The sequence below is a fragment of the Halopseudomonas sp. genome, from assembly GCF_041579695.1.
GTDB lineage: Bacteria > Pseudomonadota > Gammaproteobacteria > Pseudomonadales > Pseudomonadaceae > Halopseudomonas.
Genome location: NZ_JBFGFI010000013.1, coordinates 1 through 14,425, shown reverse-complemented (window position 1 = coordinate 14,425; position 14,425 = coordinate 1). Strand labels below are relative to the sequence as shown.

16 protein-coding genes and 1 pseudogene are annotated in these 14,425 nt (G+C 60.5%); 4 read left to right on the top strand and 13 right to left on the bottom strand.

Annotation, left to right across the window (positions count from 1 at the left end; translation table 11 throughout):
• Nucleotides 1-42: 42 nt before the first annotated feature.
• The gene (locus ABYA88_RS04845) at nt 43-282 is read right to left on the bottom strand and encodes a hypothetical protein (RefSeq protein WP_373185779.1); all 240 of its coding nucleotides are present in this window, start codon (nt 280-282) and stop codon (nt 43-45) included.
• 180 nt (nt 283-462) lie between these two features.
• Here ABYA88_RS04845 and ABYA88_RS04840 point away from each other — a divergent pair, with 180 nt between their 5' ends.
• Nucleotides 463-1,104: a DUF3617 family protein gene (locus ABYA88_RS04840; RefSeq protein WP_373185778.1), complete on the top strand. Its 642-nt coding sequence runs from the start codon at nt 463-465 to the stop codon at nt 1,102-1,104.
• A gap of 45 nt (nt 1,105-1,149) precedes the next feature.
• A complete protein-coding gene (locus ABYA88_RS04835; RefSeq protein WP_373185776.1) occupies nt 1,150-1,923 on the top strand; it encodes a universal stress protein in 774 nt (257 codons plus the stop codon).
• Between the two features lie 19 nt (nt 1,924-1,942).
• On the opposite strand, the gene ABYA88_RS04830 is transcribed toward ABYA88_RS04835, so the two are convergent.
• Nucleotides 1,943-3,130, bottom strand: coding sequence for a CaiB/BaiF CoA transferase family protein (locus ABYA88_RS04830; RefSeq protein WP_373185774.1), 1,188 nt, complete (start codon nt 3,128-3,130; stop codon nt 1,943-1,945).
• Between the two features lie 99 nt (nt 3,131-3,229).
• Entirely contained in the window at nt 3,230-4,414 is a 1,185-nt protein-coding gene (locus tag ABYA88_RS04825) for an acyl-CoA dehydrogenase (RefSeq protein WP_373185773.1), read from the bottom strand.
• 148 nt (nt 4,415-4,562) lie between these two features.
• Here ABYA88_RS04825 and ABYA88_RS04820 point away from each other — a divergent pair, with 148 nt between their 5' ends.
• Nucleotides 4,563-5,459 carry a LysR family transcriptional regulator gene (locus tag ABYA88_RS04820; protein ID WP_373185771.1) on the top strand — a complete coding sequence of 299 codons (897 nt, stop codon included), beginning with the start codon at nt 4,563-4,565 and terminating at the stop codon, nt 5,457-5,459.
• 49 nt (nt 5,460-5,508) lie between these two features.
• Here ABYA88_RS04820 and ABYA88_RS04815 read toward each other — a convergent pair whose 3' ends face one another.
• From ABYA88_RS04815 to rpe, 8 genes and pseudogenes are all read right to left on the bottom strand, one after another.
• Nucleotides 5,509-6,084 (bottom strand): YceI family protein, encoded by a 576-nt coding sequence (locus ABYA88_RS04815; RefSeq protein ID WP_373185769.1) that lies wholly within the window; start codon nt 6,082-6,084, stop codon nt 5,509-5,511.
• Nucleotides 6,081-6,656: a cytochrome b gene (locus ABYA88_RS04810; protein WP_373185836.1), complete on the bottom strand. Its 576-nt coding sequence runs from the start codon at nt 6,654-6,656 to the stop codon at nt 6,081-6,083. Before ABYA88_RS04810 ends, ABYA88_RS04815 begins: the two co-directional genes overlap by 4 nt.
• Nucleotides 6,657-6,771: 115 nt before the next feature.
• Nucleotides 6,772-7,566 (bottom strand): indole-3-glycerol phosphate synthase TrpC, encoded by a 795-nt coding sequence (gene trpC / locus ABYA88_RS04805; protein WP_373185768.1) that lies wholly within the window; start codon nt 7,564-7,566, stop codon nt 6,772-6,774.
• Entirely contained in the window at nt 7,563-8,609 is a 1,047-nt protein-coding gene (gene trpD / locus ABYA88_RS04800) for an anthranilate phosphoribosyltransferase (protein WP_373185767.1), read from the bottom strand. The genes trpC and trpD overlap by 4 nt, the downstream gene beginning before the upstream one ends.
• A gap of 18 nt (nt 8,610-8,627) precedes the next feature.
• Nucleotides 8,628-9,224, bottom strand: a complete 597-nt coding sequence (locus ABYA88_RS04795) for an aminodeoxychorismate/anthranilate synthase component II (protein ID WP_373185765.1) — start codon at nt 9,222-9,224, stop codon at nt 8,628-8,630.
• 10 nt (nt 9,225-9,234) lie between these two features.
• Nucleotides 9,235-10,713 carry an anthranilate synthase component I gene (gene trpE / locus ABYA88_RS04790; RefSeq protein ID WP_373185764.1) on the bottom strand — a complete coding sequence of 493 codons (1,479 nt, stop codon included), beginning with the start codon at nt 10,711-10,713 and terminating at the stop codon, nt 9,235-9,237.
• A gap of 70 nt (nt 10,714-10,783) precedes the next feature.
• Nucleotides 10,784-11,574, bottom strand: a pseudogene (locus ABYA88_RS04785) (phosphoglycolate phosphatase).
• Nucleotide 11,575: 1 nt separating this feature from the next.
• Nucleotides 11,576-12,250 (bottom strand): ribulose-phosphate 3-epimerase, encoded by a 675-nt coding sequence (gene rpe, locus ABYA88_RS04780; RefSeq protein ID WP_373185763.1) that lies wholly within the window; start codon nt 12,248-12,250, stop codon nt 11,576-11,578.
• A 104-nt stretch (nt 12,251-12,354) separates the two neighbouring features.
• Between rpe and ABYA88_RS04775 the strand changes: the two genes are divergently transcribed.
• On the top strand, nt 12,355-13,248 hold the full coding sequence (locus tag ABYA88_RS04775; RefSeq protein WP_373185762.1) for a DUF3530 family protein: 894 nt from the start codon (nt 12,355-12,357) through the stop codon (nt 13,246-13,248).
• Here the strand turns inward: ABYA88_RS04775 and djlA are convergent.
• Complete coding sequence (gene djlA / locus ABYA88_RS04770; protein ID WP_373185761.1) at nt 13,245-14,054, bottom strand: co-chaperone DjlA; 810 nt, start codon at nt 14,052-14,054, stop codon at nt 13,245-13,247. The genes ABYA88_RS04775 and djlA overlap by 4 nt on opposite strands.
• Before the next feature lie 5 nt (nt 14,055-14,059).
• On the bottom strand, nt 14,060-14,425 hold a 366-nt coding region (locus ABYA88_RS04765), incomplete at its 5' end, for an NDP-sugar synthase (RefSeq protein WP_373185760.1).

Here is a 14,425-nt window from a genome sequence, read left to right as displayed (position 1 = left end):
AAAAAAGGAGGCCCAAGGCCTCCTCCTAGCGCACCCTTAACCTCATCCGTCAAGCAGTGCCATAGCCTTGCCGAGCACCTCGACAGACTCCGCATGCTTGCCTGCCTCATGCAGCTTTCCTCCTTCCTCGCGCAGGCTTCGCACCTGTTCCAGAACAGCAGGATCGCTCGGCGGGCTGCCCTCCAACTGAGCATCGATTCGTGCCATGTCTGCGGGACAATGCATTGCAAATAGGGGCGTGCTGATTACGGCGGCAGCCAGAAATAACGTTATACGGCGCATATCCAGTTCCTCGAATTCTGATGAGTCGGTAATGGAGCTACTGCAGTATAGACGTGATGCAGATTCTGCCCGGTCAACACCACAGATATCTGCAGGCGGGATGCGGATAAACCGTTTTTTGGCCGGACATGACTTAAGCGTCTATAGTTTTGGGGACCGCTTCCAAAGAGAAACAAGCAGATGAGACTGCGCACCTGCCTGGCCAGTATCGCTACCTGCCTGTATCTGGCCAGCGCACAGGCCGACACTATCTCCCCCGAGCCTGAGCCCGGCCTGTGGCGGCGCGAGTCCACCACGCTGGTCAATGGTCAGGATCTGCAGGTGGCCATCCGCGACGCTCAACAGCAGATGCTGCAGACGCTGCCGGCCGAACAGCGACAGATGATGGAGGAGATGATGAACCTGGGCGGTGAGCCTGGTGTCGAAATGGAGTGCATTTCACCGCAGATGGCGGCTGATCTGACTGATCCTGAAGCACTTCTGCAGCGTGCACGCGACGATGAAGCACTTCTGCAGCGTGCACGCGACGGTATGGACGAGTGCTCACTGACCATCAACAAGGTTAGCGGCTCGACCATGGCCATTGCTGGCAGCTGCGCAGGTAACCAGGGATACGCTGGCGAAATGCAGGGCGAGCTGACCATCGTCAGCGCCCGCGAGATGCGCTCGACCTTCAGCGGTACCGGCACCAAGCAGATGGATGCGGGTCAGACTCCACCTGCCCTGCAAGGCATGGCCGGTGATCAACCCGTCGCAATTGAACATACCGAGGTGTCCACGTGGCTCTCCGCTGACTGTGGCGACCTGGAGCCTCCAGAGTAAAAAGTAACTGTGGCCCGCCATGGCGCTGCAACAAGGAGCTTATTCATGCTGAAACACTGCGTTCTGAGCGTCGATTATTCCGAGAGCTGGGAGAAGACCCTCGATCATCTGCCCGCTACCGTGAGACTGCTTGGTCTGAACAGGCTGACCCTGGTCCACGTCATCGAAACCCACAAGCGCCAGCATATCGAGGACAGCGAGGGCGTCATCGAGGGACGACTGAAGAAGCTCGCCGAACAGCTCTCTGCCGAACTGAATCTGACCGTCGACTACCGGCTTCGCAAAGGCTTTGCCGCATCCGAATTGCTGGACGCGGCCCGCAAGGTCGAGGCGAACCTGGTAATTGCCCTGAATCGCAGTCACTCCTCCGGGCGCGAACTGTTCCGCGGCAACATTGCGTTGAACCTGGCGCGTATGACCCGTATCCCCCTGCTTATCCTGCCGATGGACAGCAAGGTAGCCGAACCGGACGGCGCCATCATGCTCGCCACCGACGGCTCAACAGCGAGCCAGAAGGCGGAAAAATGCTTCCGCAGCTTCATGGACGGGGGCAACCTTGGGCTGGTGGTCTGGGTAGACGAAGGGGAAGCCGATGCCAGCGGGATGCTCGAGGCACTCAGCAGTGAATACGGCAGCCTGTCGGTGCAGCGCCTCAGCGGGTCACCAGGCAAGGAAATCGTCGAGGCGGCGCGGCAGGAAGACGTGACCCTGCTGATCCTCGGCAAGCGAGGTGCAACACCGATCAACGAGCTGCCGCTGGGCAGCGTCGCCGAGCATGTCTGCAGGGAAAGCCATAACCCGGTCCTGCTTATACCCTGACCAACCCGTAAAGCAGCGCTCAGTCAGCACAGCCCAACCAGTCGCGCATCACCTCTGATGCGTGCTGGTCAAGTAATGGCGGTGCCGAACGATAGCGTATCGGCGTACGCGACAGGCGTATCGGGTTGGCCACCAGATCAACCTGGCCGGCAAGCGGGTGTTTCATGCGAAGCTTCAGACCGCGTGCCAGCACCTGTGGATCATCGAAAACCTCGGCGAGGCTATTGATTGGCCCGCAGGGCACACCCGCAGCTCCGAGATCCGCCACCCACTGGGCGGTGGAGCGAAAAACGGTGACCTGCCGGATCAGTGGTATCAGTATCTTGCGATGACCAACCCGTTGCGCATTGGTCGCAAAACGGGGGTCGTCCGCCCACTCCGGATGTCCGGCCACCTCACTGAAACGCCTGAACTGCGCATCGTTGCCGACAGTCAGAATGAAATCGCCATCGGCGCTGGGGAAATCCTGATAAGGCACGATATTGGGATGGGCGTTGCCCATGCGTTGAGGCGCCTGGCCGGTGGTCAGGTAGTTGAGGCTCTGGTTGGCCAGGCAGGCCACCTGCACATCCAGCAGCGCCAGATCGATATATTGCCCCTGGCCGCTGCGCTCACGCTCGGCAACTGCGGCAAGAATGGCGTTGCTGGCATACAGCCCGGTAAGAATATCGGTCACCGCGACGCCCACCTTGACCGGTCCGGCTCCTGGCTCGTCGTCGGCCCGACCCGTCACACTCATCAGCCCGCCGATTGCCTGGATCATGAAGTCATATCCGGCACGCTCGGCATAAGGACCGTCCTGACCGAAACCGGTGATCGAGCAGTAGATAAGCCGCGGATTGATCGCAGCGAGACTGGCATAGTCCAGGCCATAGGCAGCGAGCCCGCCCACCTTGTAGTTCTCGATCAACACGTCCGCAGCCATGACCAGCTGACGCAGCCTGTCCTGTCCTTGCGACTGCGTGAAATCAACTGCCAGTGAGCGCTTGTTGCGGTTGGCCGACAGGAAATAAGCGGCCTCGGATGTGTCCCGCCCCTCCGCGTCGCGCAGATAGGGCGGGCCCCAGGCACGGGTATCATCGCCGCAGCCGGGCCGCTCTATCTTGACCACGTCGGCGCCCAGATCCGCGAGCATTTGCCCGGCCCAGGGGCCGGCCAGAACGCGGGAGAGATCCAGCACCTTCAGCCCGCTCAACGCCTCGGCCATTTGCTCCACTCCTGATAAGCCTGCCAAAACCAAACGGGGCCGATGGTCAGCACTCTGCCCATCAGCCCCGCTGGAGATTACCTGTTACGGTCGAGCGGCTTAGAAAAACGCCTGCAGACCGGTCTGTGCCCGACCCAGAATCAGGGCGTGCACGTCGTGGGTACCTTCATAGGTGTTAACCACCTCCAGGTTGACCACATGACGGATCACCCCGTACTCGTCGGAAATACCGTTACCGCCGAGCATGTCACGGGCAACGCGGGCGATGTCCAGGGACTTGCCACAGGAGTTACGCTTCATCATCGAGGTAATCTCCACCGCGGCAGTGCCCTCGTCCTTCATGCGGCCCAGACGTAGACAGCCCTGCAGAGCCATGGTGATCTCGGTCTGCATATCGGCCAGCTTCTTCTGGATCAACTGTGTCTGCGCCAGCGGACGGCCGAACTGCTTGCGATCCAGGGTGTACTGGCGGGCGGTGTGCCAACAGAATTCAGCGGCACCCAGGGCGCCCCAGGAAATACCGTAACGCGCCGAGTTCAGGCAGGTGAAAGGACCTTTCAGACCAGTGACGCCGGGCATCAGGTTCTCCTCCGGTACGAACACATCCTCCATCACGATCTGGCCGGTGATCGAGGTACGCAGGCCAACCTTGCCCTTGATCGCTGGCGCGCTCAAACCTTTCCAGCCCTTTTCCAGGATGAAACCGCGGATCACGTCGTCCTCGGTCTTGCCCCAGACCACGAATACATCGGCAATCGGGCTGTTGGTGATCCACATCTTGGCGCCGTTGAGCTTGTAGCCACCGTCCACTTTCTTCGCGCGGGTGACCATCGAGCCCGGATCGGACCCGTGGTCTGGCTCGGTCAGACCGAAGCAGCCAATATATTCGCCGCTGGCCAGCTTGGGCAGATACTTCTGCTTCTGCTCTTCGGTGCCGAATTCGTTGATCGGCACCATGACCAGGGAAGACTGCACGCTCATCATCGAGCGGTAACCGGAATCGACGCGCTCCACTTCGCGGGCGATCAGACCGTAGGACACATAGTTCAGGCCGCTCCCGCCGTACTCCTCGGGGATGGTAGCGCCCAGCAGCCCGAGGTCACCCATCTCGCGAAAGATCGCTGCGTCAGTCTGCTCATGACGAAAAGACTCGAGCACACGTGGCATCAGCTTTTCCTGGCAGTAGGAGGCCGCCGTATCGCGCACCATGCGCTCTTCTTCGGTAAGCTGCTGCTCGAGTAAAAGGGGATCGACCCAGTTGAATTGTGCTTTGGATTCGGCCATGTGAACTCCGTAAATGTGAGGACTGAAACGCCGGCAGGCGCATTCGATGTAAACAGACTAGACCTGTCGGACTCTGGCAGCAAACGCCTTTTTGTCAGCTACCTGTGCTATTTTGGAACTCTGTAATTCCAGCTCCGAAGGAACCCTCATGCGCCGCAAGATACCTCCCACTCAGGCTCTGGTATGTTTCGAATCATCGGCACGCCACGAAAGCTTTACCAAAGCAGCCGAGGAACTTTCGCTGACCCAGAGTGCAGTATGCCGCCAGATCGCCAATCTGGAAGAATTTCTCGATGTGCAGTTGTTTCGCCGCACCCGCCGCGGCGTGAAACTGACAGAGGCCGGGCAGACCTATAGTCGCCGAATCAGCAGCCGACTGGACGCGGTGGAACGCGACACCTTGTCGGTCATGGGCAATCAGGGCACGGCGACGCTGGAGCTGGCCGCCGTCCCCACTTTCAGTACGCAATGGCTGTTGCCGCGTCTGGGTGATTTCCTGCAGAAACATCCCCATGTCTCGGTCAATCTGACCAACCGCACCCGGCCCTTTCTGTTTGCTGACACCGAGTTTGACGCCGCCATCTATTTTGGCGACGGCGACTGGTCAGGTACGGAGGCGCACTTTCTAATGCAGGAGTCACCTGTGCCGGTCTGCAGCCCCGGACTGATTGCGCCCCGGACCCGGCTGGAACCCGCGCAGATCGCCGAACTGCCATTATTACAACAGACTACGCGCCCTTATGCCTGGCGGCAGTGGTTCGGGTCTCTGGATATGCGGGTTGAGCACGACCTGAACGGTACGCGTCTTGAGCTGTTTTCCATGCTCGCGAAGGCGGCCACGCACGGGATGGGGGTGGCTTTGATTCCGCCATTCCTGATTCGGGACGAACTGGACAGTGGTCGCCTGATCACGCCATGCGAACACAGCTTTGACAGCGATCACGCCTACCATCTGGTCATACCGGAACGAAAATCTGAATCCGCTACACTGCAGGCGTTCAGAGACTGGATAATCGAGGAAGCCGCCCGCTACCGGGGGGCCTGAAAAAAAGCCCGGAGACCTGTCGGTGTCCGGGCGCTTGCAACCTCCGCCGTTACTGACGAATGCCTTCGACGCTGAGGATCAACTCCACTTCCTCGGAAGCCGGCCCGAGATCCTTGGTAATATCAAAGTCGGCCAGCTTCAACGTGGTAGTACCCGCAAAACCAGCGCGGTAGCCACCCCATGGATCTTCGCCCTCGCCAATGAACTGCGCCTCGAGCACAACCGGTCGGGTCACACCATTGAGCGTGAGGTCACCGGTAATGTTGGCGGTTTCATCTCCGGTCATTTCCACAGACGTGGACTTGAACGTTGCCTGGGGATGCTCATCGACACTCAAAAAATCGTCGCTACGCAGATGCTTGTCGCGCTCGGCATGGTTGGAGTCGACACTGGCGGTATTGATCACCACATTGACGGTACTGTCCTCGGGCTTGTCTGCGTCCCAGTTGAAGGAGCCATCGAAATCATTAAAGCCACCGTATAGCCAGCTGTAGCCCAGGTGACTGATCTTGAAGTTGATGAAGGCATGCTGACCTTCCTTGTCGATAGCATATTCGGCCGCCTGTAGCCCGCCACTCAGCGCAACCAGACCGCTCAGAGCCATACCGGCAATTACTTTTTTCATGCGTCTTTCTCCTCGGATGTGCGCGAGCGCATGCCCAGCATGCGTCGCAAGGTATTATCGTGATCCAGAAAATGATGCTTGAGAGCGCCCAGTGCGTGTAGCGCGATCAGGCCCAGCAGACTTACCCCGAGCCAGTAGTGGGCGAAGCCGGCGCGATCTGCCTGGGCCGGCAGGCCGGTAACAATAGCGGGCAGCTCGAACCAGCCGAATATGCTGACACCCTGCCCCTTGGCGGTGGAAATCAGGTAGCCACTGGCGATGATAATGAACAGCAGAAGGTAGAGCAGGGCGTGAACCAGCGACGCCAGCCTGACCTCCCAGCGCGGGTGGTGGGGTAGCGGCGCCGGGCGGGGATTGCTCCAGCGCCAGAGCAGCCGCAGGATTATCAGCGTTGCCAGGGTAATACCGATACTCTTGTGCCAGAACGGAGCACTGCGATACCAAGCGCTGTAGTAATCCAGACCGGTCATCCACAGACCGAGAATTGCAGTCCCTATCACGCCCAGGGCGATAATCCAGTGCAGGCTGACAGCCATCAGCCCATATGTTTTTCGAGTGTTCCGTACTTGCATCATGCCAATCCTGTTTACGATGCATTGATTCTTACATCGAAACAGGCAAACCTAAAGCGCAAGAATCAGTTGAAAACAATCGGAAAAATTGATGCTTACGCCCGGCGTTACGCTCTCAGAAAAACAGCCGCTTCAGCTCCCCGCCCGGATTGGCCACCCGCATGAAAGCCTCACCAACCAGGAATCCATACACATCATGGGCCAGCATCAGCTCTACATCCGCGCGGCTGAGGATGCCGCTTTCGGTAATGAGCAGGCGGTCGGCCGGTACCTGCGGGAGCAGTTCGAGGGTGGTATCCAGCGTCACTTCGAAGGTGTGCAGGTTTCGGTTGTTGATACCGATCAGCGGGGTGTCCAGCTTCAATGCCCGATTCAGCTCGTCGCCGTCATGCACCTCGACCAGTACATCCAGCCGCTGCTCGCGGGCGACCGCGGCCAGCTCGGCCAGTTGCACATCATCCAGCGCAGAGACGATTAGCAGCACGCAATCGGCTCCCATCGCCCGGGCTTCGACCACCTGATAGGGGTCGACCAGGAAATCCTTGCGGATGATCGGTAAGCTGCATGCAGCGCGAGCCTGACGCAGATAATCGTCACTACCCTGGAAGAAATCGATATCGGTCAGCACCGAAAGACAGACCGCGCCACCCTTCTCGTAACTGGCGGCGATCTCGGCCGGCATGAAGTGTTCGCGTAGCACACCCTTGCTCGGGGAAGCCTTCTTGATCTCGGCGATTACCGCCGGCCGCCGAGCAGCGGCCGCACGTTTGATAGCGTCAGCGAAACCGCGGGGCGCGTCGGCACTGGCTGCTTCGCGCTCCAGTTCGGCCAGCGAAATCAGGGTCTTTCGCTCGGCTACTTCCTCGTGCTTGCGCGCGATTATATTCTGCAGAATTGTCGGTACGCTCACTGGGCTGAGTCCTCACGGAAGATGTCTGTAAAGGCGATCAGCTCGTTAAGCTTCTCCCGGGCCAGGCCCGAATGCAGCGCATCCGACGCCAGTTGCACACCTTCCAGGAAAGTGGCGGCCTGGTCACAGGCATACAACGCTGCGCCGGCGTTCAGAATGATCATGTCGGCGGCCTTCTCGCCCGCTTCGGTCTTGCGCTTGCCGAGGGCATCGTTTATCAGCGCCAGCGATCCGGCGGCATCTTCAACGCTCAGGCCGATCAGACTGCGGCTGACGATGCCCAGATCCTCGGGACTGATGTCGTACTCAAGTATCTCGCCATTCTTCAGCTCGGCCACATGGGTGGGCGCTGCCAGGCTGACCTCGTCGAGGCCATCGCGCGCGCTGACCACCAGCACGTGCTCACTGCCCAAACGCTTGAGCACCTCGGCCATCGGCCGGCACAGCCGGTCGGTAAACACGCCGATGACCTGGTGACGCACACCGGCCGGGTTGGTCATTGGTCCAAGCATGTTGAACAGGGTGCGCAGACCCAGCTCCTTGCGCGGGCCCACTGCGTGCTTCATCGCGCTGTGGTGGGCCGGAGCGAACATGAAGCCCACACCCACCGCCTCGACGCAGCGGCCGACTTGCTCAGGCGTGAGGGTCAGGTTCACCCCTGCGATCTCCAGCAGATCGGCACTGCCGCTCTTGCCGGAAACCGCGCGGTTACCATGCTTGGCGACCTTGCCTCCGGCCGCCGCTACTACCAACGCCGCTGCAGTGGAGACGTTGAAAATATTGGCGCCGTCGCCGCCGGTACCGCAGGTGTCCACCACCCGGTCGCCCGTGACCGCCACACCGGATGCCAGCTCGCGCATCACCATGGCAGCACCGGTAATCTCGTCGATGCTCTCGCCTTTCATGCGCAGGCCAACCAGGAATGCACCGATTTGTGCATCCGTGCATTGCCCGGTCATGATCGCGCGCATCACCTCACGCATCTCCTCGGTACTCAGGTCAATATGGTCGACGACCCGCGCCAGTGCTGTCCTGATGTCCATAAATACTCCCTGTCTAGTTCAGCTGCGCTGGCCGCCCTGCTGCTTGAGAAAGTTGGCGAGCAATTCGTGACCCTGCTCGGTAAGAATCGACTCGGGGTGAAACTGCACACCCTCGATCATGTGGTCGCGATGGCGCACGCCCATGATCTCATCCACCGAACCGTCCTCGTGCTGGGTCCAGGCGGTGATTTCCAGGCAATCGGGCAACGTCTCGCGGCTCACCACCAATGAATGATAGCGGGTAACCACCAGAGGGTTGGCCAGACCGGCAAACACGCCCTGGAATTCGTGGAATACCGGGCTGGTCTTACCGTGCATTACCTGGCGGGCACGTACCACATCACCACCGAAAGCCTGACCAATAGCCTGATGGCCAAGGCACACGCCAAGAATCGGCAGCTTGCCAGCAAAGTGCCGAAGCACTTCCACCGAGACACCTGCCTCATTCGGCGTGCAGGGACCGGGCGAAATGACGATGCGCTCCGGTTGCAACGCTTCGATCTGGTCCACGTTCATTTCGTCGTTACGGATCACTTTGACCTCAGCGCCCAGCTCGCCCAGGTACTGCACCACGTTGTAGGTGAAGGAGTCGTAATTATCGATCATCAGTAACATATGGTGCTCCTCACTCTACCGACTGTTCAGCCAGGGCTACGGCCCGGAACATTGCACGACGCTTGTTGATCGTCTCTTCCCACTCCAACGCCGGCACCGAGTCGGCAACGATGCCGCCCCCGGCCTGTACGTGCAGCTCGCCGTTCTTGATCACCGCGGTGCGAATCGCAATCGCGGTGTCCATGTTGCCGTTCCACGCCCAGTATCCCACCGCACCGCCATAGACGCCGCGCTTGACAGGCTCCAGCTCGTCGATGATTTCCATTGCGCGGATCTTCGGCGCGCCGGACAACGTACCGGCGGGCAGAATCGCGCGCAGGGCATCCATCGCATTCAGGTCATCAAGCAACTGACCTTTGACGTTGGAAACAATGTGCATAACGTTGGAATAGCGCTCGATCACCATCTTTTCGGTGACCTTTACCTGTCCGATCTTGGCAACCCGGCCGACATCGTTGCGGCCCAGGTCGATCAGCATCAGATGCTCGGCGATCTCCTTGTGATCGGCCAGCAGGTCCCGCTCCAGCGCCAGATCGTCTTCCTCGGTTACCCCACGCGGCCGCGTGCCGGCGATCGGCCGCACGGTAACCTCGCCATCCTCGACCCGTACCAGCACTTCGGGCGAGCTGCCCACGACATGAAAGTCGCCAAAGTTGAAGAAGTACATATACGGGGTCGGGTTCTGGCTGCGCAGCGCCCGGTACAGATCAATCGGTTCGGCGCTGAAATCGATACTCATGCGCTGGGACGGCACAACCTGCATGCAGTCGCCGGCCAATATGTATTCCTTCACGGTATCCACCGCCCGCTCGTAATCCTCGCGGGTAAAACTCGCGCGATAATCCAGATCACGGTCAGGCGGATTGTCCAGTGACAGCGAGCGGCGCTGGGCCAGCGGCTGGCGCAGCTTGTCGAGCAGGTCTTCCAGACGTGCATTGGCCCGCTCGAACGCATTCTCGGCTGCCGGATCGGCGAGCACAATCGCATGCAGCTTGCCGGCCAGATTGTCGAACACCACAATCTCGTCGGACACCATCAACAGGATGTCGGGATTGTTCAGCGGGTCGGGGTTGGGACAGTGGGCCAGACGCGGCTCGACGTAGCGCACACAGTCATAGCCGAAATAGCCCACCAGTCCGCCGTTGAAACGGGGCAGGCCGGGAATGCTGGGGACGTTGTAGCGGGCCTTGAATGCTTCGACAAAGGCCAGAGGGTCTTCACACTCATGGCGTTCAGTCTCGACATCGTCGATCAGCACGCGAGCGCTGTGTCCGTAGACACGCAGTACCGTGCGGGCCGGCAGCCCAAGGATCGAGTAGCGGCCCCACTTCTCGCCGCCCTGCACAGACTCGAGCAGGTAGGAATAGGGTGCGTCGGCCAATTTCAGATAGGTAGACAGCGGGGTGTCCAGATCGGCCAGCACTTCACGTACCACAGGTACACGGTTGTAGCCCTGGTCAGCCAGGCGTAGGAATTCGTCTTGAGTCATGATCAGCCTCATGGGGCGGGTAATTGTCACACAAACAGAGAAGGCCCGCGCCGAGCGCAGACAAGCAGAATCAGGTGCGCCAACGCCAGCGGGCGAGCGCCTTGATCACTCTCATCAGTTTGCGGTTGCTGACAAACACGGCTGATCCGTCTCGAAAGGGTCTGAAGTAAGGCTGAAAGACTATATGAGCGCGTCAAGTGAATCAACCAGCAAATCCGGGTTTTCCACGGCTATTGGCTCACCGTGATTATAGCCATAACTGACCGCAACGACCTTCACCGCGGCGGCCCGGGCGGCCCGGACATCGTTACGTGAGTCGCCGACGAACAGGGTATTTTCAACGGTGACGCCCGCCTGCTGAATAATCCAGAGCAGCGCCATCGGGTCGGGCTTCTGCACCGGCAGCGTGTCGCCGCCCACCAGCCAGGAAAAATAGTTGCCGAGACCCTTCTCCTGCAGCAAAGGCGCGACAAAACGCTCTGGCTTGTTAGTCGCTACAGCCATCGCGACGCCCTGCTGCTGCAGCCACTCAAGCAGCGTTTTCACGCCCGGATAGACTTGGGTCAGATGATGTTCTCCGGCGTACGCCTGAAGAAAATCCCGGTGCGCAGCATCCGCTGCCGCCGCATCCACGCTGGCGTGCTCGATATTCCCCGCCAATGCCCGACGTACCAGTACCAGCGAGCCATTGCCGACCCAGTTTTTCACCCTGTCGCGCCCGGCCGGCGGACGACCGCGCAGCACCAGCATGGCGTCCACGGCCGCAGCCAGATCCGGCACCGAGTCGAGCAGGGTTCCGTCCAGGTCAAAGATCACCAGAGCCGGCAGATGTCCATCAAAAAGACTATGCAGCTGGGTCACTTCAGCCCTTCACCTGGGCCAGTTCGGCGCGCATCTGATCGATGACCTGTTTGTAATCGGGCTGATTGAAGATTGCCGAGCCGGCTACAAAGGTATCGGCGCCCGCTTCAGCGACCTGACGGATGTTCTGCACATTGACGCCACCGTCGACTTCCAGGCGGATATCGCGGCCGCTGGCTTCAATCAGAGCCCGCGCCTCGCGCAGCTTGTCGATCGTGCCAGGAATGAACTTCTGGCCGCCAAACCCCGGGTTCACACTCATCAGCAGGACCATGTCGACCTTCTCCATGACGTACTTCAGGCTATCGAGCGACGTCGCCGGATTGAACACCAGCCCGGCCTTGGCACCGCCCTCACGGATCAGTTGCAGGGAGCGATCGATGTGCTCGCTGGCCTCCGGGTGAAAGGTGATGAACGAGGCACCGGCATCGATGAAATCCCCAATAATCCGGTCTACCGGCTTGACCATCAGATGCACATCGATCGGGGCGGTGATGCCGTATTTGCGCAGCGCGCTGCAGACCATCGGACCAATAGTCAGGTTGGGCACATAGTGGTTGTCCATTACATCAAAGTGAACAATGTCGGCACCAGCGGCCAGAACCTTGTCGACTTCCTCGCCCAGGCGGGCGAAGTCGGCGGAGAGAATCGAAGGGGCAATCGCATAATCAGACATGACGGACCTCGGCTAGCAAACGGATGCACCAGTCTAACCCAGCAAGCGGCTGATGGGCTGTATACTGGCGTACCTTCCCCGTTACCCGCCTAGGATACCGACCCATGCTTCGTCCAATACTGCTTCTGAGTATATGCCTTGCGCTGGCCGCACAGGCGTCGGGCATCCATGCCCAGGAAGCCGGGGATCCCGCCGAGCCTGCCGGGCAGGCCGAGCCGGAAGCACAGGAAGAGGCAGCGCCAGCGGCGAGTCTGCCCCGCGCCGAGCGCCAGGAGCAGGCGCTGCACAAGCAGCTGCCCGGCGCGCAGCTACGCCAGCTGGAGTCCGGCGATGATCATTTTCTGGGACTTTTCCTCGCGGCAGCGCAACCCGAACCGCGTGGCGGCGTGCTGCTGATTGCCGATCGCAATGAACATGCCGACTGGCCCGAACTCATCGCCCCGGCGCGGCGACAGCTGAGTGACCTGGGCTGGCACACCCTCGCAATCACCCTCCCCGACGCCCCTCTGGCAGACCCGACACTGGAGGGATCTGACCGCATTGAAATGATGGCAGAAGCAGCAGAGCGCACCATCAGGCGCATCAACATTGCTGCCCAGGCCCTTCAGGCTGAGGGCGCGAAGAGTCTTGTTCTGCTCGGGCGGGGCGAAGGGGCATTCTGGGCACTTCATGCAACCGCAGCCTCGGCAAGACCCCAAATCGAAGCCGCGGCGCTGATTCTGGCCCACTCCAGACCGCCAGCGTTGGCCGAAGGTGGCTGGGAAAAAATCGACGAGCTACTGGCGCAGTGGCAGAATCCGGCCTATGAGATATTCGCCGGTTCCGGCGCAGTGACACATAAGCGCGCCCGGCAACATGAGCTCAGCGCCAGGCGCAATGCCAACGGGCAATATCAGCAGTTGCTGCTACCAAAACAGGATCGCTCGGAACTGGGCCAGCGGATGCTGGTCAAGCGCTTGCAGGGCTGGCTGGACAAGAAGCTTCCAGCGCAGCCCTAGCGAAACCCACGGTATCGTTTCAGCCGCTCGTAGGCATCCTGGATCAGGTGAATACGCTCCCCTGCGCCATCATGGGTCTTCTTCTCACCATCGCCGCGGGCCATCAGCTTGTCGGGGTGATGTCGGCTCAACTGCCTTCGATAGGCACGCTTGATTTCCTCGGGAGTGGCGTCAAGATCGACCTCCAGCAACAGCGCAGCGGCTTTTAGGCTGTCCCGGCTGGTAACCGGTGTCTGCCGCGTCCGGCGCTCGGTGCGATCGCTGCGCTGGCGCTGATGCCGCTGATGCATCCGCTGCTGCTCGGCGCTCCCAAGGCCCGCCTTACTGCCCCACTGGTCGAGCAGATCGCGCTCACGACCACCCAGATTGCCATCGGCCAGCGCCATTCGCCAGCAGCAATCGAGCAGCTCCGCGCTCCGCTCGGGTTCGCGCCGATGCAGCTTGCGCACCATCGGGGTCAACCGATCGCCGGCTTCCTTACCCTCGTTGAACCAGCGCATCGCCTGCATGCGCCCCTCGTCATCAAGGCGATACTGCTGCATCAGATCACGCGCCAGCTGCAGATGCTCGGGTATCACCCGACCCTCCGACTTGGCTATCCGACCCAGGCACAGAAACAGAATCTGTTCGAAGCTCAGGGGCTGCGTGGCAAACGTCTGGCGGACTCGCGACGGCAGTTCTGACCAGCGTCTGATCCGCCAATGACGGTCCAGCGCATGGCCCAGGACCCCACCCAGAATTGCGCCGGGCACATCGCCAAGCCAAGCACCGAGAACCGCTCCCGCAATCGTCACTGGCCACAGCATAGTGATCAAACTCCCCCGGCCAGACGCTCGGCCTCGGCCAGACGCTCGGGCGTACCGACATCCAGCCAGGTGCCGGAGAAATACTCCCCGCTGACCAGCCCCCGATCCGCCGCATCACGCAGCAGCGGCGCGAGCGCAAAAGCGCCGCCGTCGCGTTGGGCAAACAGCTGCGGGTTGAGCACGGCGATACCCGAATAGGTCAGCGTCGACGAATCACCCCTGCGCTCTATCGGATTGACGACATGGCCATCATGCAGGCTGAAATCGCCGATCTGCTTGTGGGCCGGATTGTCCACCAGTACCAGATGCGCAAGCTTGCCGGCCGGCAGATCCAGGCGGGCGAAATCGAAATCGGTCCAGATGTCACCATT